Source organism: [Flexibacter] sp. ATCC 35103 (assembly GCF_001975985.1).
In the GTDB taxonomy this organism is placed as follows: Bacteria; Bacteroidota; Bacteroidia; order Flavobacteriales; family Flavobacteriaceae; genus Flavobacterium.
This window is the reverse complement of record NZ_MTQF01000001.1, coordinates 333,109-352,185: the sequence shown is the minus strand read 5'-3', so window position 1 is coordinate 352,185 and position 19,077 is coordinate 333,109. Positions and strand designations below refer to the sequence as shown.

The window sequence follows — 19,077 nt, the reverse complement described above, 5'->3', positions numbered from 1 at the left end:
ATAATTTAAAAGTATGAAGAGCAATTTTAGAAGAAATTTACTAATAAGTTCTAGCGTGTCATTACTGGTTTTAATGATCAGTTCTACAGCTTCTTATCTAAGTATAAAAAACTTGTTAAGCAGCAATTTTTGGGTAAATCATACTCAGGATGTAATTTATAACCTGAACGAAGGTTCCGCTATAATTACAGAGGCACAAACCAGTATGCGGGGATATTTGATTACCGGCGATGAGCAATTTGTGCAGCGATATAATGATGCGGAGATAAAATCAAACTCGTATTTTGATAAAGTAGAAGAACTTACTGTTGATAATGTGCTGCAACAAAAGCAATTAAAAGAATTAAAACCTCAAAGAAGTAATTTTTTTAAATATTTGAATAATCAGATTGTAAAAAAACGATTAGGAAAAAGCAACGTAACATTTGATCTCAATGAAGGGAGAAGTATGATGAACGACTTGCGTGCTCAAATTAAAATAGTAGAAAATACAGAACAAAATCTACTAAAAGAACGCAACCAAAACTCAGAAAGATACGGGATGTATAGTATCATTTTGATTATTGTTGCTTTTATAGTCGCTTTTTTGATTTCGATTGTATTTTTAATTCGGATTTTAAAAGATTTTAATGAGCGTGCCTTACTTCAAAACGAATTAGAGAGAAAAGATAAAGAAACAGCCCAAAGAATTGAGGCAATTAGTACTATCGCAAGTAACATCTCGAGCGGTAATTATGACATTCGCGTAGACGATACAAAAGCTGATGCATTAGGCAGTGTGGGAGAATCTCTGAATAATATGGGAATTTCCCTAAAAACTTCTTTTGATTTATTATCGCAAAAAGAATGGATGCAAACCGGTGTTGCCAATCTTAATAATGTAATGCTGGGAGATAAAACGCTGCACAAATTATCTAAAGATGTTATTGAATTTGTTTGTCAATACACTAACAGCAGCGCTGGAGTTTTATATGTTCTTGAAGATAACGAACTTTTTGTTGCAGGAGGATATAGTTACATACCAAGTAAAAACCGTGAACGTATTCAAAAAGGTGAAGGTTTAATAGGGCAGGCTATTATTTCAGGAAAACTGCTGGAATTAAAAACGTTGTCACCGGATGATATTCATATAAATTATGCATTAGGGCAAATTAAACCCACTCATATAGTAGCAGTACCTTTATTAGATACCAAAATAGAAGGTGCTATTGAATTGGCAAGTATTTACGGATTCTCAGATCTACAGTTAGAATTTTTAAATACAGTTTCTAATAATATTGGAATCGCAATTAAATCAACTCAAAATAGAAAAAGAGTGATGGAATTGTTAGAAGAAACCAAATCCCAGTCTGAAGAACTTCAGGTGCAACACAGCGAATTAGAAGCTATTAATGCTGAACTGGAAGCTCAAACAGAGAAATTACAAGCATCTGAAGAAGAACTAAGAGTACAGCAGGAAGAATTGGAACAAACTAATGAAGAATTGTCTGAAAGAAGTGTTTTACTGGAAGAAAAAAACAATGAAATCCAGAAAAAATCAGAAGCATTAGAGCTTACAACACGTTATAAATCAGAATTTTTAGCGAATATGTCGCACGAATTAAGAACGCCTCTAAACTCAATCTTACTTTTGAGCCGATTGCTTTCTGAAAATAATAACAAAAGCATGGTTGCCGAAGAAATTGAGTTTGCAAAAGTAATTCAGAGTTCAGGAAACAGTTTATTGGGCTTGATCGATGAAATATTGGATTTGTCTAAAATCGAAGCCGGTAAAATGGAACTTGAATTTTTAGATGTTTCAACCAAAGAAATCACGGATACTTTATGGAACTTGTTTAATCAGGTTGCGAAAGAAAAAGGAATTAAGTTTGAAATTATTTCTAAAGATGCGCCAATTGTCATTAAAACAGACAAAATGCGTTTAGAACAAATTTTGAAAAACCTGATTTCTAATGCTATTAAATTTACAGAAAAAGGAACAGTTAGTATCGAAATAAAAATAAATACTGATGATGATAAAGTGATCTGCTTTATTGTAAAAGATACCGGAATAGGAATTCCATTAGAGAAACAGCCTTTAATTTTTGAAGCTTTTCAACAAGCCGATGGCTCTACTAAACGTAAATATGGCGGAACAGGATTAGGATTATCAATTAGTAGAGAGCTGGCAAAACTGCTTCGTGGTGAAATAATCCTGCACAGTAAAGAAAATGAAGGTAGTACTTTTACTTTATGCCTTCCGGTTTTTGGGTCTGCAATAAATAAGATAAATGTAGAGAAAATTCCTCCAACAGAATTTACTGAGGTACCTGAAGAAGAAAAAGCACCGGTTAAGAAAAAATATATAAGCGAGACTATTCCTGCTGAAATTGAAGATGACAGAGATTCAATTGAAGAGAGTGATAAAGTAATTTTGATTGTAGAAGACGATATTAACTTTGCAAAATCACTTTTGACTTTCACCAGAAAAAAAGGATATAAAGGTGTTGTTTCTGTACGTGGCGATTATGCGCTGAACTTTGCATTGCTATATAATCCAGTTGGTGTTTTATTAGATATTGAATTACCGATAAAAAGTGGCTGGGAAGTTTTAGAAGAATTAAAAAATCATTCAGCGACCAAACATATTCCGGTTCATATTATGTCATCGCATAAATTAAAACAGGAAAGTTTACTAAAAGGGGCAGTTGATTTCTTAGATAAACCAGTTGCTTTTGATAAAATTCCGGATGTGTTTTTAAGAATTGAACACATTATTAATAAAGATGCACAAAAAGTGCTTATCATCGAGGACAATCCAAAACATGCTAAAGCACTAGCTTATTTCCTGGAAACCTATAACATTAATTCTGAAATAAAAAGTGAAGTTTCGCAAGGATTAGAGGCATTGAATAAAACAGAAGTAGATTGTGTTATTCTTGATATGGGAATTCCGGACAAACACGCTTACCAAATTTTAGATGGAGTAAAGAAAAGTCCTGGATTAGAAAACCTTCCGGTAATCGTTTTTACAGGAAAAAGTTTATCGATGAAAGAAGAGGTTAAAATTAAAAAATATGCCGATTCAATTATTGTAAAAACAGCGCATTCATATCAAAGAATGTTGGATGAGGTTTCACTTTTCCTTCATTTAGTAGAAGATAAAAAAGATGGAAAAGACAAAAAAGAAGGACATAAAAAGCTAAATTTACTAAATAATATCCTGCACGAAAAAAAGGTATTGATTGTAGATGACGATGTTCGTAATATTTATTCTTTGACAAAAGCACTCGAAGTCTTTAAAATGAATGTCATTACCGCTTTTGATGGTAAAGAGGCTATTAAAATTTTAGGCGAACATCCTGATACTGATATTGTTTTACTGGATATGATGATGCCAAATATGGACGGTTATGAAACAGCTGAAAAAATACGAAGCATGCCTAAGTTTTTAAGTTTGCCATTAATCGCAGTTACAGCAAAAGCAATGACAGGCGACAGAGAAAAATGCATCAAAGCCGGAGCATCTGATTATATTACAAAACCAGTAGATATAGATCAGTTACTTTCGTTATTGCGCGTGTGGTTGTATGATAAGATTTAGAGGAAAGAGTAGAGAATATAGAATATAGAGGAAAGAAGAAAGAATAAAGAGTAGAGAAGTTGTTGTTGATTAATTGAAAATTATTTTTAATCTTTTTAATCTTTGGCAAAAAATAAGTTACACAAACATTAAAAAAATAATGCGTGCAAATTCGTGGAATTCGTGGCGTAAAAAAAATAAAAGGTGGACGAAATGAATAAAAAAAGACTCTTAATTATTGATGATGATTCTAGGAATATTTTTGCTTTAGAACACACTCTGCGTGCAAAATCCTATGATTGTTTGTCTTGTTTAAGTGCTGAGGAAGCTTTGAAAATATTAAGTACAAACGAGCATGTCGATGCTATTTTGATCGATATGATGATGCCGGAAATGGATGGTTATGATGCAATTCCGATAATTAAGGCACTTCCTGACAGGAGATCAGCTTTTATTGTTGCCGTAACTGCGCAGGCAATGATAGGCGATAAAGAAAAATGTCTGGAAGCCGGAGCAGATGCGTATATCTCAAAACCGGTAGATGTAGATAAATTACTTGCTATTTTGAGCAAAATTTGATGAGATTATGATTGAGGATATCGAATTAGAAACACTTATTAATGATGTATATGAATATTATGGCTTTGACTTTAGCAGTTACTCCCGTGCTTCATTAAAAAGACGTGTAAACAGAGTAATGCATTTAGATGGATTTACTCATTTTCATGAATTTCTTTCTAAAGTTCGTTATGATCAGGAATATTATAAAAGAATGGTCGATGAGATTACCGTAAATGTCACGGAAATGTTTCGCGATCCTTCGTTTTATAATATCGTTAGAAATGAAATTTTGCCCTTATTAGGCACAAAACCCTTTATCAGATTGTGGCATGCAGGATGTTCTACTGGCGAAGAAGTCTATTCTATGGCTATTATGCTTAAAGAAGCCGGTTTGCTGCATAAATCCTTAATTTATGCAACAGATATCAATACAACCGTTTTAGAAACAGCCAAAAAAGGAATTTTTCCTTTGCGAATGATGAAAGAATATTCAGAAAATTATCGTGATGCAGGCGGACTCGAAGATTTTTCAAGTTATTATATTGCCAATTATGGCATTGCCAAATTTAACGATGAACTGGCTGAAAAAATGGTTTTCTCACAGCATAATTTAGTTTCAGATACATCATTCAATGAGTTTGATATGATATTATGCCGTAATGTTTTAATATATTTTGATAATAACCTTCAAAAAAGAGTTATTAATTTATTCGATGAAAGTTTAGCACTTTTAGGTTTCTTAGCACTTGGAACTAAAGAAACCATAAAATATTCTATTGGAATGCATAAATACAAACAGTTGGGTAAAGAGAAAATATGGAGGAAAATAAAGTAACAATATCAAACTGTAAAGTACTTATTATAGGAGGATCTGCTGGAAGCCTTAATGCTTTAATGCAAATCCTTCCTGATTTGCAAAATGTAAAAGGTTTTGCCATTGTAATTGTATTGCATCGCAAAAGCACAGATGATCAGACACTGGAAGAGCTTATTGTATTAAAATCGAATATCGAAGTTAAAACCGTAGAAGATAAAGCACCACTTTTGGCAGGATTTATATATATAGCTCCGTCTAATTATCATTTGTTATTCGAGAAAAACGAGACACTTTCTTTAGATACCTCAGAAAAAATTAATTATAGCCGTCCTAGTATAGATGTTTCATTTGAGTCTGCAGCAGAAATTTACGGGAATTCTCTAGTAGGCATTTTATTATCAGGTTCCAATACAGATGGAACATATGGGTTGAAAGCTATTAAAACAGCAGGAGGAAAAATTGCAGTTCAAAATCCTCTTTCTGCAGATATGCCTTTTATGCCCAACAACGCAATTTTGAATGCTGATCCTGATTTTGTTTTAACAAATGAAGAGATTTTAACGTTCATTAGTGAGATCAATACTTAAGATTTATTTTTTGGGTTCTTCATCTTCAGGAAGAATCACTTTGTTTAATTCTGCTTCTTTTTGGGCTCTTCTTTGTGCAGCTTTCCCTTTTCCAATAGGTAAACCAGCCGTTACATACAACGATCTGTTATATACATCAGGTCCGTCACCTTTCATGACAGGAACCAGTCCGTAATAATATTGAACCGTTACATTCAATCCGTTCCCAACATTCATATGATACCCCACGCCAAGAGCAACTCCGGCATCTATAACACGAATTTGATCGCGGATATTCTTTTTATAAATAACATCATCCTTATCGTATTCTTGCTTGAATTCATCAAAAGCTTTAGCAAGCAAACCCAACTGAGGTCCGGTTTTAAGATAAATATTATTCTTAAACTGATACTTAATTAAAATAGGCACATTAAAATAACGTATTTCACGATTTACACTTCCTCCCGCAAATGTATTATCCAGATTCGTATCGTTTAGAGAATAAACCGGGATTCCGTGCGCACCCATAGGAGATTTTACAATTACTCCAGTATTAATCATCCAGGCAGGATTTTTTTTAGAACGAATATCAAAATAAAAACCCAGATTAAAACCTACATTCGTTCCTGAAGATTCAAGACCTGAAATAGTAGAGAAATTTACCCCGCCATCAAGACCAAATTCAAGAAAAGGAGAATTTAGTTTGTCTCCAAAAATTAAGGAAATTAAAACTTGTGACCGTGCCGGAGACATGCAAAATAATGCGATAAGTAATAATAAACCTTTTTTCATATCATGAGAATTAAAGTCCAAAACGATATTGCAGTCCGGCTAAATATTGTGTACGAGAGCCCAAAAATCCAGCCTCAACTCTAAACATGATATGTTTGCTGTATTGAAATTGAGACCCAACAATAAAGTTCCACATATCTTTAGGTGATTTTTGTAATGAATATTGTACCGTTGATGATCCTGCAGTACTCAAAGCGCCGTCAAGAGTTGTTAAAAAAGTTCCAGCAGATTCTAAAGCTCTGTTTGCGGTATTATGTTTCGCAATATTGGCAGGATTTTTTTGCTGAGAAGCCGTTAATCCGTCCCACCAGTTATCTACTTTTGTTTGGTTTTCAGACACTTTTGTCAATCCGTTATCTACTTTTTCCTGAGCGTTATCCAGATTCAAAACATCAGACAAAGCGATGTTTCCCTGCGTGTTTCCTTCAATATGAACTCGAAAACCACCAACCCAGACTGCAATATTTCGTTCAGGTTTACGCAGTTTGAACGTTTTACCTAATCTTGGACCAAAAATATACGAGAAAGCAGGTTTATCCAGGGCACTAACATCACTCCAGGACATATTCATATCCAGTGCCAGCCAGCCTCCGCCAATACCAATTGTAGGTGTTAATCCAAAACCAAAAGTAGTGGCATCAAAATTAGCTTTAGTACTAAAACTGGCAACTTGAGACCAGTTATTATCAGCGTCAGGAATCCAGATTCCCGCATTTATCTTAGTTGTGGGTTTTGCTTTTCCAAAAATTCCATATACATTTAAAAACGGAAGAAGCCAAATATCTGGTCGGATAGTAATCGCTCCAACCTCGACAGAAGATTTATCAAAACGTACAATTTCGTCCAGATTATATAATGGCCCGTTATTAAAACCAACTTGCAGATTCTTGATGTTTATTTCAGAGTCCTGCCAGAAATAATTTACTGAGAGTCCTGCAGAATAAGGTAATTTATATCCTTTTTGAGCTACTTTTTGTCCCCAAATGGGTAAAGCATATGGATATTCCTCGACTTTAAGACTGTCTTTTAATTCCTGATTTTTTGCTCCTACGATTTTTTCAGTGTAAACCTGTCCAAAAATCTGCATGCAAAAAAATAAAAAAAAGGCTGATAGTAGTGTATTATATTTCATTGACTTTCGTGTTTATAATGGTTAATTAATAGAAATGCGTAAAATAAATAGGGACTAATGTATGCTGAAAGCAATTATTGTTTAAGCTTTTGTATTAGAATCAATTAGAGATTTTGGCTTACAACGAGGAACTGAATTTATGTGTTAATTATTGTTAAAGTTAACTAAATTTTCTTACCAGTTATACTTTTTTTTTAAGAAAATACATTTTCGAATAAAATATATTTTATCAAAATCAGAAAGAAGTTTATCTTTTTCATTTACATCATTTTCAATTATTTAGATTTTGTATTAGAAATAAATACTATTTTTGTTTCGTGAAATGGATAACCATCATATTGTCGGTTTATTTAATGGCACTTTCAAATATGCCTTGTGCAGATATGGAAGTAGATAGTGCTGTTCATAAAACAGCTCAGTTTTCATTAGAAACAAACCATTCTCACGATAAGGATAATGATTTATGTTCTCCGTTTTGCACCTGTAATTGCTGTGGAGCACAGGTTTTAAGTTATCAAACCTCTTTAAGTTTTGATTTTCCTGCAGCATATACTATTATTTCAATACCATTACCAAACTATAATTCTGTTTTTGCTTCAAATTTCTACGGAAGCATTTGGCAGCCCCCTCAAATAGCATAATGATTCCTGATTAAGTTCAGGTTAGAGAGTTGTGGATTTTCCACAGAAGTAATAGACAAACTTTGTCTAATTTCTCACGTCATTATACCATTAAAATGTTAGATAAAATCATACAGTTTAGTATAAAGAATAAGTTCGTTATACTATTACTTACCCTTGTATTAATAGCTTGGGGAAGCTATTCGCTCAAACAATTACCACTTGATGCCTTGCCGGATATTACCAATAATCAGGTACAAATTATTACGACAGCGCCCACTTTGGCCAGTCAGGAAGTCGAGCAATTAATAACCTATCCGCTGGAACAAGCTGTAAAAACCGTTCCTGATATTATAGAACTTCGCAGTATTTCCCGTTTCGGCTTATCAGTCGTTACCGTTGTTTTTGAGGACGACGTAGATATTTACTGGGCTAGGGAACAAATATTTCAACGCCTAAAACAAGCCGAAGAAAACATTCCTGCTTATGCCGGATCGCCTGAATTAGCACCGATTACTACAGGTTTAGGAGAAATTTACCAATATGATGTTTATGCCCAAAAAGGCTATGAAAAAAAATATGACGCCATAAAATTAAGAACCATTCAGGATTGGATTATTATTCCGCAATTGCAAGGCGTTAAAGGTGTTGCAGATGTAAGTACTTGGGGCGGAAAACTGAAACAATACGAAATTGCCGTAAACCCAAATACCCTGAATAGTCTGGGCGTTACGATTACGGAGATTTTTGATGCGCTGGAAAAAAACAATCAAAATACGGGAGGTGCATATATCGAAAAAGATCAATTGGCCTATTTTATTCGAGGTGTCGGAATGGCAAAAGGAACCAACGACTTAGGAAATGTAGTGGTGAAAAACCGAAATGGTTCTCCCGTTTTAGTCCGTGATGTCGCCGAAGTCCGTGAAGGAGTTGCCTTGCGTTACGGAGCATCAACCAAAGACGGAAAAGGTGAAATTGTTTCTGGAATGGTTTTGATGCTTAAAGGAGAAAACTCCAGCGCAGTGGTTGAAAGAATCAAAGAAAGAATGGTTCAGATTAATAAAAGTTTACCCGAAGGCGTTGTCGCCGAAGCTTTTATTGATAGAGGGAAACTAGTCGATAATGCGATCGGAACGGTTACGAAAAATTTATTAGAAGGCGCTTTAATCGTGATTTTTGTCCTGATTTTATTCCTTGGGAATCTTCGGGCAGGATTAATCGTTGCCTCAGTAATTCCGTTAGCGATGCTTTTTGCTGTTATATTAATGAATGCCTTTGGTGTAAGCGGAAATTTAATGAGTTTAGGCGCAATCGACTTTGGAATCATTGTCGATGGAGCCGTAATTATCGTCGAAGCTACAATGCATCATTTACAGCAGCTTAAACGAAAAAAAGAATTATCGCAAAGCGAAATGGATGCCGAAGTCTACAATTCGGCTTCGAAAATCAGGAATAGTGCGGCTTTTGGAGAAATTATTATCCTGATTGTTTATCTGCCAATTTTAGCTTTGGTTGGTACCGAAGGAAAAATGTTCAAACCCATGGCCATGACCGTTGGTTTTGCCGTAGCCGGAGCATTTATCCTTTCGCTGACTTATGTACCCATGATGAGTGCTTTATTTTTATCCAAAAATACGGAGCACAAAAAAAACTTTAGTGACAGAATGATGGCTTGGTTAGAATCACTTTATACACCTTTATTAGAAAAAGCATTACAGTTTAAAAAGATCGTTCTGGGGATATCACTTGGTTTATTTGCGCTGGGATTAATCGTTTTTAATAATATGGGAGGAGAGTTTATCCCAACAATTGAAGAAGGAGATTTAGCCATAAATGCTACCATTATGACCGGAAGTTCACTTACCCAAATGGTAGAAACAACCACAAAATATGAACAGATTTTAAAAGCGAAATTTCCCGAGATAAAAACTATCGTAACCAAAATAGGAAGTGGAGAAATCCCTACAGATCCTATGCCTATTGAAAGTGGTGATTTGATTATTGTTTTGAAAGATAAAAAAGAATGGGGACGAAAATATCACAATTGGGAAGAATTGGCCAATGCCATGAAAGAAGAAATGGAAGTAATTCCCGGAGCCAATATTGAGATTTCGCAACCCATACAAATGCGTTTTAACGAATTAATGACCGGAAGCCGAAGCGATATTGCGATCAAAATTTTTGGTGATGACTTAGAAATTTTAGATGCAAAAGCAACCGAGTTAATTTCGAAAATTAAAAGCATTGAAGGAATTGGAGATTTAAAAGCCGATAAAGTAACCGGATTGCCTCAAATTACTATTAAATACGATTATAATAAAATTGCTTTGTACGGATTGAATATTTCAGATATCAATAGAATTATCCGTTCGTCATTTGCGGGAGAAAGTGCCGGAAAAATCTACGACGAAAGCAAGAGATTTGATGTTGTAGTGAGAATGAACCAGGACAATCGCGCTGATATTACAGACGTAAGCAATTTGTTTATTCCGTTGCCAAATGGTCAGCAAGTGCCACTTTCGCAAGTCGCAACAGTAGATTATGAGCAAGGTCCCGTACAAGTAGTTCGTGAAGATGGAAAACGCAGAATTACGGTTGGATTAAATGTTCGCGGACGTGATATAAAAAGTGTAGTTGAGGAAATTCAACAAAAATTAGATAAAAACTTTAAACTTCCTGCCGGTTATTTTGTGACTTACGGCGGACAGTTTGAGAATTTAATCGAAGCAACGAAACGACTTTCGATCGCATTGCCAATCGCTTTAGGATTAATATTAGTGCTGCTTTATTTTACTTTTAAAAGCTTTAAACAAGCAGGATTAATTTTTACAGCAATTCCGTTATCGGCAATTGGTGGTGTTTTTGCACTCTGGATGCGCGGAATGCCATTTAGTATTTCGGCAGGAATTGGTTTTATTGCTTTATTCGGAATCGCGGTTCTAAACGGAATCGTATTGATATCGTATTTCAATCAATTAAAAACCGAAGGAATTCTGGATCCGCTGCAAAGAGTTTTAATCGGAACAAAAACCAGATTACGTCCGGTTTTAATGACCGCAGCCGTAGCTTCTTTAGGATTTTTACCCATGGCATTATCAACCAGCGGAGGAGCAGAGGTACAGAAACCTTTGGCAACTGTAGTTATTGGCGGTTTATTCTCTGCAACATTATTAACGTTGATCGTTTTACCTATTTTGTATTTGCTGTTAGAGAAGAAGTTTAACCGAAATGAGATAATTAGAAAATGAGATAATTAGAAAATTTATTACTGGGCATAAAATAATTTCTCTCGCAGATTCTGCAGATCTGGCAGATTAATTCAAAAGAATCGAAAAAAATCTGCTTAATCTGCTTAATCTGCGAGAGACAAAAAATATAAAAATGAAACATCCAATATATAATAATCAATTAAAAAAGTTTTCCTCAAGATGGTTATCGGGATTGTGGTTAATTGCATTTCTATTGACTGTAACAATTTCGCAAGCACAAGAAAAAATCAGTCTTGAAAAAGCAATCGAACTTGCCAAATCAAACAATATCGATTTAAAAATTGCTGATAAAGAAATAGAAAAGCAAACGGTTCTAAAGCAAATGGCATTTCAGCCGGAACCGCTTCAGGTGCAATATCAGGGCGGACAATTTAATAGCGTCGATTTTGATCATAACGTTTCTGTTCAGCAGTTTTTTCCAATAGGAAATATCACAAAAGCCAATCGTCAATTGCAGGAAGAGTTAGTAAAACTGGCCGAAAAACGAAAAGCGTTATCTTCTTATGAAATAGAAAAAGCAGTGACACTCGCGTATTACCAATATTTATATGGCATTTCGATTCAGAAACTGAACTCAGAACTCAATACTATTTATACCAAATTCCTAAAGAATGCAGAACTGCGTTTTCAAACCGGAGAAAGCGGGAATATTGAAGTGATTAGTGCCAAAGCAAAAGTAAAAGAGATTGAAACCCAAAAAGCACAATTAGAATATGATTTGGCGATTTACCAAAAACAACTGCAATTTTTTGTCCAGACAGATGAAAATATAATTCCTGATGAGACAATATCCCTGCAATATTCGATTCTAAAAGAAGAAGGAAATTTGAAAGCAGAAGGTTTAATGAACGATTATTATCAGCAGCAAATTTCGGTTTATCAAAAAGAAGCTAATACCTATAAAGCCATGCGAACGCCTAAATTAGGATTAGGATATTTTGCTCAGACAATCAATACTGAATCTTTGTTTCAGGGCTTTACTGCCGGATTGCAAATTCCGTTGTTTGGTGGTGTAAATACAGCAAAAGCACAGGCTTCGGCAATTAGTATTTCGCAATCGCAATTGGCTTTGGATAAAAATAAACTAACGCTGAATCTTCAAAAGCAGGAATTGCAAAATAACTTTCAAAAACAGCAGAAAGCTTTGGATTATTTCCAGAAAGAAGGACTTCAATATGCTGATCAGATCATCAATACGGCACAAAAAAGTTATGCGAATGGAGATATGAGTTATTGGTCGTACATCAGTTTTTTGAATCAGGCAATTGATATTAAAAAACAATATACAGAGGCGACTCATAATTACAATCAAAGTGCTATTGAACTTCAATTCCCAACCATCAAAAACAATTAAAATGAAAAATATATTTGAAAATATAACCACAAAGGAACTTAATTTAACCGCAGAGAACACGAAGGAGTTTTCACAAAGGTCACAGAGTTTAAACTCTTTGATTACTTTGCGTCGTTCTTTCTTTGTGAACTTTGTGGTAAAAAATGTGCGTTTTCTTTATTTTATACTATTTGCGGTTATCTTAGTAAGTTGCAATGAAAAGAAAACAGAAGAACCACAAGAAGAAGAAAAATCACAAACAGAAGTAGCTCTAAACGAATCTCAATACAAAACAGTTGGGATCGAAACGGGATTTGTTGAAAACAGAAACCTGAACAAAGTCATAAAAGCAAATGGTTATACGACAGTTCCGCCACAAAATTCTGCCGAAGTTTCGACTTTAATAGGAGGAACGGTGAAGGATATATTTGTTCTTGAAGGGACTTTTGTGAACAAAGGAAAAGTTTTAGCAACGATCCAGAACCTGGAAGTCATCGAAATGCAGGAAGATTATCATTCGGCTACAGCCAATATCGAATATTTGCAATTAGAATACAACCGTCAGAAAACGTTAAGCGATGAAAATGTAAATCCCAGAAAAGTTTTTCAGGAAGTAAAATCAAAACTGGCAGCAGAAAGAGCCAGAGCGCAAGCCGCAAAAAACAAATTAGATGCCTTGCATGTAAGTACAAAAGGCAGTACTTCGTTAGTTCCAATTGTAGCGCCAATTAGCGGTTATGTGGGGAATATAAAAATTGCCAAAGGAGCATTCGCACAAAGCGGAGTAACATTGTTTGAAGTGGTTGATAATACGCAAATGCACTTAGATTTAAATGTATATGAGAAAGACTTGGGTTCAATCTCTATCGGACAAGTAATTGATTTTGTATTGACAAACCAATCAAACAAATCGATAAAAGGGAAAATATTCGGAATCAATAAATCATTTTCTAACGAAAGTAAAACGGTTGCTGTTCATGCCAAAATTGAATCTGATGATGCAAAAGGACTGATTCCCGGAATGTACGTTTCGGCAAACATCAACATAACAAATGCTACCGTTCCTGCGTTGCCAAAAGATGCCGTGGTTCGAAACGCAGATAAATATTTTGTTTTTGTTCAGGAAGAAGAACACGCAGAACACGCAGAAAAAAAATCAGATGAGGAAAAAACCCATGAAAAAGAAACTCATTTTAAAGCGATTGAAGTTATCCCGGGAACAACAGATTTAGGATTTACAGAAGTAAAATTTGTAGATAAGATTGATTCAGATGCAAAAATTGTTACAAAAGGTGCTTTTTATCTGCTTTCGGCAATGAAAGGCGGGGGAGAGCATGGGCACTAAAAATTTTGTTTCAGGTTTGTTTTGTTTCAGGTTTTTAGAAAGAAAGGTTCACAAGTTAAAAAATCTGAAATTTGAAACCTGAAATAAATAAAACCAAAATAAAATTTTGTGTAGAGGCAATTGCTACAAAAGTTGTAAATTTAGAAAGTGTTTTAATGGCTGTTAACACAACTATTACAGGCAAACTTGAAACAAAGAAAACCTGAAACCTGAAACAAATTTTTTTATGGAACATATACATACAGAAGAAAAAATAATAAAAAAGAAACCAAAACAATCTACTTGCTGTTGTTCACATGACGAACCTGTTCATTCTGAAAATGACGGACATGATCACGGAGACGGACACGATCACGAACATAATGCCGAAGGCGGATTATTCAAAATGTTTTTGCCGGCGATTATCTCCTTTATTTTATTGCTTATAGGTATTGGGCTTGACAACTATTTTCCACAAACCTGGTTTACGGGTTATGTTAGGATCGCCTGGTATATTGTGGCTTATTTTCCTGTGGGATTACCGGTTTTGAGAGAAGCATACGAAAGCATTATGAAAGGTGATGTTTTCTCCGAATTTTTCCTGATGTGTATCGCTACAATCGGAGCCTTTGCGATTGGTGAATATCCTGAAGGTGTTGCGGTTATGTTATTTTATACCATTGGAGAAAACTTTCAGGGATTGGCTGTCAGCAGAGCAAAATCGAATATTAAAAGTTTACTCGATCAGCGTCCTGATGAGGTGAATATTATAGAAAATAACGTTGCCACGAAAGTCAAAGCTGCTGATGTTACTATAGGATCTATCATTCAGCTTAAAGCCGGAGAAAAATTAGGTTTAGATGGTGAATTATTGTCAGATACTGCTTCGTTTAATACCGCTGCATTAACGGGCGAAAGCAAACCTAATACCAAGATAAAAGGAGAAACGGTTCTGGCAGGAATGATTAACGGCAGCACGATTGCTTTAGTAAAAGTAACTACGGCGTACAAAGACAGTAAACTTTCTAAGATTCTGGAAATGGTACAAAATGCCACGACTAAAAAAGCCCCGGCAGAATTGTTTATACGCAAATTTGCTAAAATCTACACGCCAATAGTAGTCTATCTGGCAATTGCGATTTGTGTATTACCTTGGCTTTTTGTAAACAATTATGTCTTTAGTGACTGGTTGTACAGAGCTTTGGTTTTCTTGGTGATTTCATGTCCTTGTGCTTTGGTGATTAGTATTCCGTTAGGATATTTTGGCGGAATTGGCGCTGCAAGTAAAAACGGAATCCTGTTTAAAGGAAGTAATTTTCTGGATAGTATTTCAACCATTCAGAATGTGGTTATGGATAAAACAGGAACCATGACCGAAGGTGTTTTTAAAGTTCAGGAAGTCATTATTCAGGAAGGTTTTGATAAAGACGAGATTCTGAAACTGGTAAATGTCCTGGAAAGCCAAAGTACACATCCTGTTGCAACTGCAATTCATAATCATGTGGGTCAAATTGATGTTTTAATACAATTGAAAAATGTAGAAGAAATTTCCGGACATGGTTTAAAAGCCATTATAAACGGAAAAGAGCTGCACGTAGGGAATTTCAAATTAATGGATAAATTTAATATTAAGTACGATCTTAATCCTAATGAAGTCGTTTATACTACAATTGCAATTGCTTATGATAATAAATTTGCAGGATATCTAACCATTGCAGATGAAATTAAAGAAGATGCACAAGAAGCAGTGAGTAAACTAAAAGCATTGGGCGTTAAAGTAACCATGTTAAGTGGTGATAAAGCGAATGTTGTGCAATTTGTTGCTGATAAACTTGGAATCATAAATGCTTTCGGCGATTTACTTCCGGAAGATAAAGTGAATAAACTAAACGAAATTAAATCTAAAAACGAAACCGTAGCTTTTGTGGGCGATGGTGTAAATGATGCTCCTGTAATAGCTTTAAGTACCGTAGGAATCGCAATGGGAGGTTTAGGAAGCGACGCGACAATTGAAACTGCCGATGTTGTAATTCAGGATGATAAACCAAGTAAAATTGCAATGGCAATAAATATTGGGAAACAAACTAAAAAAATTGTGTGGCAGAATATTACGTTGGCTTTCGTAGTAAAAGCTTTTGTGCTGATTTTGGGCGCGGGCGGACTCGCGACAATGTGGGAAGCTGTTTTTGCTGATGTTGGAGTGGCATTATTAGCCATACTAAATGCAGTGAGAATCCAGAAGATGAAGTTCTAAAATTATTTCACTTAAATAGAAAATCCCAATTCATTTGTTTGAATTGGGATTTTCTGTTTGATAAAATTACTTTTTTAAATGCGTTGGTTCCTGAATTTCTCCATTGCCAAAAGACCAATTCTCCAAACCATTATTTTCTAATAAAACGATGATCACATTATTGATTAAAATTTGTGTCGATGCAGCAATTCTGGTCGCAATTTGATGATACAATTGCTTTTTTTGTTCTAAAGATCTTCCTTGTCCTGCTGTAATCTGCACATAAATAATATCCTCAGAATGTGAAATGCCAAGGTAACTTTCAGGATATTTTATCTGATGAGGTTCTAATTCTTCAATCACATGAAAATAATCAGCTGAAGGGATATGAAATTCGGCTATTAAAGATTGATGAATCGATTCTGAAATAGTATTTTTTGTTTCTAAGGATAGTTTTTTAGGAAGACTGATTCTAACGAATGGCATTTTTATTATAATTTAATGATGTACTAACAAAGATAATACGCAATTTAAGAAGAAGAGAAAATTTTAAAAGAAACTCTAAAAAAAAGGAGTCGGATATTTTTGTACTAGTAAACCCGACAGGTTTTAAAAACCTGTCGGGTTTGAATATTTAAAAAGATAATTCAATTAGAGTTCCGTTATTTTCGATTCTAACTTCTGTTTTATTGCTTTCAGAAGGTGTTTGAGTTGGATACCAGTTTCTATTTGGTTGTACCATAATTAATAAACCTTCGTCATCACCAACGGCAGCAAAAAGTTCGGTATTGTTATTTTTAGAAAAGAATTTCAAGTCATGTTCTACAATTAATTGTTTTCCTAATTCAAGTGGATTTTCATTCACGATTCCTATTTCGCTGATATTTAGAATAGCTTTAGAATTGAACTTTTCTGTCTCACTGTTGTTAAGATCGTGTCTGGCAATAAATTCTAACAAGTTGCCATTATTATCATAGAAATAAATTGCGTTGGCATTCCAGTTTTCAAAATTCGTAATCACTTTTTGATCTTCGATAAAAATTAAATCTACTTTACTTTTACACCATTCAATAGCTTCGTTAAGCTTGTTTTCAGGAATATTAAAAGCAAAATGATAGATAGAGTTTAAATTAGGATTTTCGACGAATTTTAAAATAGAATTTCCAGCCTGAATACTAACTGAATCAGAGTGTTTCTCTATAATTGGCAATTCTAATATATCTTGATAAAATGCTGTTGTTTGCTCGATATTGTTGGTCTGAATTTGTATGTGTGATAACTTCATGATGATATTTTTTATAAAGAAGAAAAAGCTTCTTTTCGTTTCAAACAAATTTAAGAAATGATTAAAAGAGTATGATTGACAAACTATTTTATACTTCAATAATAGGATAGTAAATTATGATTAGAAATTCTGTTATCAATACGCAGTTTTTTTTAAACATAGTAAATAGATTTCAAACTAGAATTTAGGTATTTTTAGAAAATCATATTTTTTACAGGTTATACTATGAGATTTATTGTTTGTAAAACGTCTTAGGCACTCTATTGTAGTATTTTTTATGAGCTTAAAATAAAAAAAGCCCGTCTCATAAAGAAACAGGCCTTACAGATCTGGAATTTTTGGGGCAATTTCAAATCAGTTTTATGTGATCGTTATTTAGGTAATGCTGGCGTCATAATCCTTCGTGTTGGTGTACTCAAAGTTTCTATAAAAGCTAATAAATCACTGATTTCTTCTTTGTTTAAATCTAATTTTTTAAGCATTGGATCTACTTTAGGAATTAGCGAATCTCTTGCTGTTCCCAGATATTTTTTCTGAACCGGTGATGGATTTCCTAAATTGTATAACTCTACAACATCTAATAAAGAAGGAAAATGCCCGTGATGCATCCAGGGTTTTGTGTTGGCAACTTCACGAAGCGTTGGCGTTCTGAATTTGCCAATATCTTTTACATCTTTAGTGACATTGTAACGTCCGAAATCTTCATTTTTAGTTCCAAATAAAGTTTGTCCGTCATTATGAAACTGATTATCGCTGAAATAAGGCGTATTGTGGCAATTAATGCATTGCGCTTTGGTTCTGAACAAATGCAGACCTTTTACTTGTTGGTCCGTATAAGCCTCAGATTTCCCGCTAATAAAGTTATCAAATTTACTTTTCGGGCTATTTATAGATCTTTCGAAAGTGGCAATCGCATATTGAATTCTTTGCAGGTTCACTTTTTTATCTCCAAAAGCTGCTGTAAACAATTCATTATACCCTTTAATTTTGGCGATTTTATCAACGGCAATTGTCAGTTTTTCGTTCATTTCAAGTGGGTCTCCAATCGGGAATTGCGCCTGATCTTCAAGACTTGAAGCGCGGCCATCCCAAAATAAAGACGTCGCATACGCCGAGTTTAAAATCGTCATGGAATTGCGTTTCCCTGTTTGACGATTGTGCCCAAAAGAACGCGTTAAATTATCTGTCCAGCCCAACTCAGGATTATGGCACGAAGCACAGGCAATTTGTCCGCTCGTTGACAATCTTGGATCAAAAAATAATATCTTGCCCAAGCTTTCTTTTTCCTTAGAATACGGATTATAATCAGGATAAGGAACCGCGGGAAGAACGCCAATATCCTGAAATTTTGTTTTATCGATACTTTCGTGTAATTCAGCTTTTGGCCATTTCGCAGCATCTCCGCCGGAATACAATTTTCGTAATTCCTGTACATCAATATAATCCGGCTGTTCAACACTTTTATAAGCCGTTAAACTCAACAGAAGGAGAAGAGGGAAGATTAGTTTTTTCAATTTGTTTTTGTTTTGATTTGTTTCAGGTTTAAAGTTTCAGGTTTCAAGTTTTCAGTCTCAGTTTTCAGT

The 19,077-nt window shown here is 34.5% G+C and carries 15 protein-coding genes; 10 read left to right on the top strand and 5 right to left on the bottom strand.

The window, feature by feature from the left end:
- The first annotated feature begins 13 nt into the window (after nt 1-13).
- From BXU01_RS01375 to BXU01_RS01360, 4 genes are all read left to right on the top strand, one after another.
- Nucleotides 14-3,583, top strand: a complete 3,570-nt coding sequence (locus tag BXU01_RS01375) for a response regulator (RefSeq protein WP_083691369.1) — start codon at nt 14-16, stop codon at nt 3,581-3,583.
- Between the two features lie 192 nt (nt 3,584-3,775).
- On the top strand, nt 3,776-4,141 hold the full coding sequence (locus tag BXU01_RS01370) for a response regulator (RefSeq protein ID WP_083691368.1): 366 nt from the start codon (nt 3,776-3,778) through the stop codon (nt 4,139-4,141).
- 7 nt (nt 4,142-4,148) lie between these two features.
- On the top strand, nt 4,149-4,958 hold the full coding sequence (locus tag BXU01_RS01365; RefSeq protein ID WP_083691367.1) for a protein-glutamate O-methyltransferase CheR: 810 nt from the start codon (nt 4,149-4,151) through the stop codon (nt 4,956-4,958).
- Nucleotides 4,940-5,527, top strand: a complete 588-nt coding sequence (locus BXU01_RS01360) for a chemotaxis protein CheB (protein WP_083691366.1) — start codon at nt 4,940-4,942, stop codon at nt 5,525-5,527. The genes BXU01_RS01365 and BXU01_RS01360 overlap by 19 nt, the downstream gene beginning before the upstream one ends.
- A 3-nt stretch (nt 5,528-5,530) precedes the next feature.
- Here the strand turns inward: BXU01_RS01360 and BXU01_RS01355 are convergent, their stop codons facing one another.
- A complete protein-coding gene (locus BXU01_RS01355; RefSeq protein WP_083691365.1) occupies nt 5,531-6,298 on the bottom strand; it encodes a porin family protein in 768 nt (255 codons plus the stop codon).
- Nucleotides 6,299-6,308: 10 nt separating this feature from the next.
- Nucleotides 6,309-7,430 (bottom strand): hypothetical protein, encoded by a 1,122-nt coding sequence (locus BXU01_RS01350; protein WP_083691364.1) that lies wholly within the window; start codon nt 7,428-7,430, stop codon nt 6,309-6,311.
- Between the two features lie 317 nt (nt 7,431-7,747).
- Here BXU01_RS01350 and BXU01_RS01345 point away from each other — a divergent pair, with 317 nt between their 5' ends.
- From BXU01_RS01345 to BXU01_RS01320, 6 genes are all read left to right on the top strand, one after another.
- Nucleotides 7,748-8,071, top strand: a complete 324-nt coding sequence (locus tag BXU01_RS01345) for a DUF6660 family protein (protein WP_255373684.1) — start codon at nt 7,748-7,750, stop codon at nt 8,069-8,071.
- Nucleotides 8,072-8,166: 95 nt separating this feature from the next.
- Complete coding sequence (locus tag BXU01_RS01340; protein WP_083691363.1) at nt 8,167-11,298, top strand: efflux RND transporter permease subunit; 3,132 nt, start codon at nt 8,167-8,169, stop codon at nt 11,296-11,298.
- 133 nt (nt 11,299-11,431) lie between these two features.
- Complete coding sequence (locus tag BXU01_RS01335) at nt 11,432-12,673, top strand: TolC family protein (protein WP_083691362.1); 1,242 nt, start codon at nt 11,432-11,434, stop codon at nt 12,671-12,673.
- A 1-nt stretch (nt 12,674) separates the two neighbouring features.
- On the top strand, nt 12,675-13,997 hold the full coding sequence (locus tag BXU01_RS01330; RefSeq protein ID WP_083691361.1) for an efflux RND transporter periplasmic adaptor subunit: 1,323 nt from the start codon (nt 12,675-12,677) through the stop codon (nt 13,995-13,997).
- A 71-nt stretch (nt 13,998-14,068) separates the two neighbouring features.
- Nucleotides 14,069-14,203 carry a hypothetical protein gene (locus tag BXU01_RS23800; protein WP_255373683.1) on the top strand — a complete coding sequence of 45 codons (135 nt, stop codon included), beginning with the start codon at nt 14,069-14,071 and terminating at the stop codon, nt 14,201-14,203.
- Between the two features lie 20 nt (nt 14,204-14,223).
- Entirely contained in the window at nt 14,224-16,230 is a 2,007-nt protein-coding gene (locus BXU01_RS01320) for a heavy metal translocating P-type ATPase (protein WP_083691359.1), read from the top strand.
- 66 nt (nt 16,231-16,296) lie between these two features.
- Here BXU01_RS01320 and BXU01_RS01315 read toward each other — a convergent pair whose 3' ends face one another.
- The 3 genes from BXU01_RS01315 to BXU01_RS01305 all read right to left on the bottom strand — a co-directional run bounded on the left by BXU01_RS01315 (nt 16,297) and on the right by BXU01_RS01305 (nt 19,008).
- On the bottom strand, nt 16,297-16,695 hold the full coding sequence (locus BXU01_RS01315; protein WP_083691358.1) for a tautomerase family protein: 399 nt from the start codon (nt 16,693-16,695) through the stop codon (nt 16,297-16,299).
- A gap of 148 nt (nt 16,696-16,843) precedes the next feature.
- On the bottom strand, nt 16,844-17,494 hold the full coding sequence (locus BXU01_RS01310) for a VOC family protein (protein ID WP_083691357.1): 651 nt from the start codon (nt 17,492-17,494) through the stop codon (nt 16,844-16,846).
- A 371-nt stretch (nt 17,495-17,865) separates the two neighbouring features.
- Nucleotides 17,866-19,008 carry a cytochrome-c peroxidase gene (locus BXU01_RS01305; RefSeq protein ID WP_083691356.1) on the bottom strand — a complete coding sequence of 381 codons (1,143 nt, stop codon included), beginning with the start codon at nt 19,006-19,008 and terminating at the stop codon, nt 17,866-17,868.
- Nucleotides 19,009-19,077: the final 69 nt, after the last annotated feature.

Bases quoted from the DNA above. Each gene is read 5' to 3' on its own strand.
- BXU01_RS01375 (WP_083691369.1), top strand. From the start codon at position 14: ATGAAGAGCAATTTTAGAAGAAATTTACTAATAAGTTCTAGCGTGTCA.
- BXU01_RS01360 (WP_083691366.1), top strand. From the start codon at position 4,940: ATGGAGGAAAATAAAGTAACAATATCAAACTGTAAAGTACTTATTATA.
- BXU01_RS01315 (WP_083691358.1), bottom strand. From the start codon at position 16,695: ATGCCATTCGTTAGAATCAGTCTTCCTAAAAAACTATCCTTAGAAACA.
- BXU01_RS01370 (WP_083691368.1), top strand. From the start codon at position 3,776: ATGAATAAAAAAAGACTCTTAATTATTGATGATGATTCTAGGAATATT.
- BXU01_RS01365 (WP_083691367.1), top strand. From the start codon at position 4,149: ATGATTGAGGATATCGAATTAGAAACACTTATTAATGATGTATATGAA.
- BXU01_RS01310 (WP_083691357.1), bottom strand. From the start codon at position 17,494: ATGAAGTTATCACACATACAAATTCAGACCAACAATATCGAGCAAACA.
- BXU01_RS01320 (WP_083691359.1), top strand. From the start codon at position 14,224: ATGGAACATATACATACAGAAGAAAAAATAATAAAAAAGAAACCAAAA.
- BXU01_RS01330 (WP_083691361.1), top strand. From the start codon at position 12,675: ATGAAAAATATATTTGAAAATATAACCACAAAGGAACTTAATTTAACC.
- BXU01_RS01340 (WP_083691363.1), top strand. From the start codon at position 8,167: ATGTTAGATAAAATCATACAGTTTAGTATAAAGAATAAGTTCGTTATA.
- BXU01_RS01355 (WP_083691365.1), bottom strand. From the start codon at position 6,298: ATGAAAAAAGGTTTATTATTACTTATCGCATTATTTTGCATGTCTCCG.
- BXU01_RS01350 (WP_083691364.1), bottom strand. From the start codon at position 7,430: ATGAAATATAATACACTACTATCAGCCTTTTTTTTATTTTTTTGCATG.
- BXU01_RS01335 (WP_083691362.1), top strand. From the start codon at position 11,432: ATGAAACATCCAATATATAATAATCAATTAAAAAAGTTTTCCTCAAGA.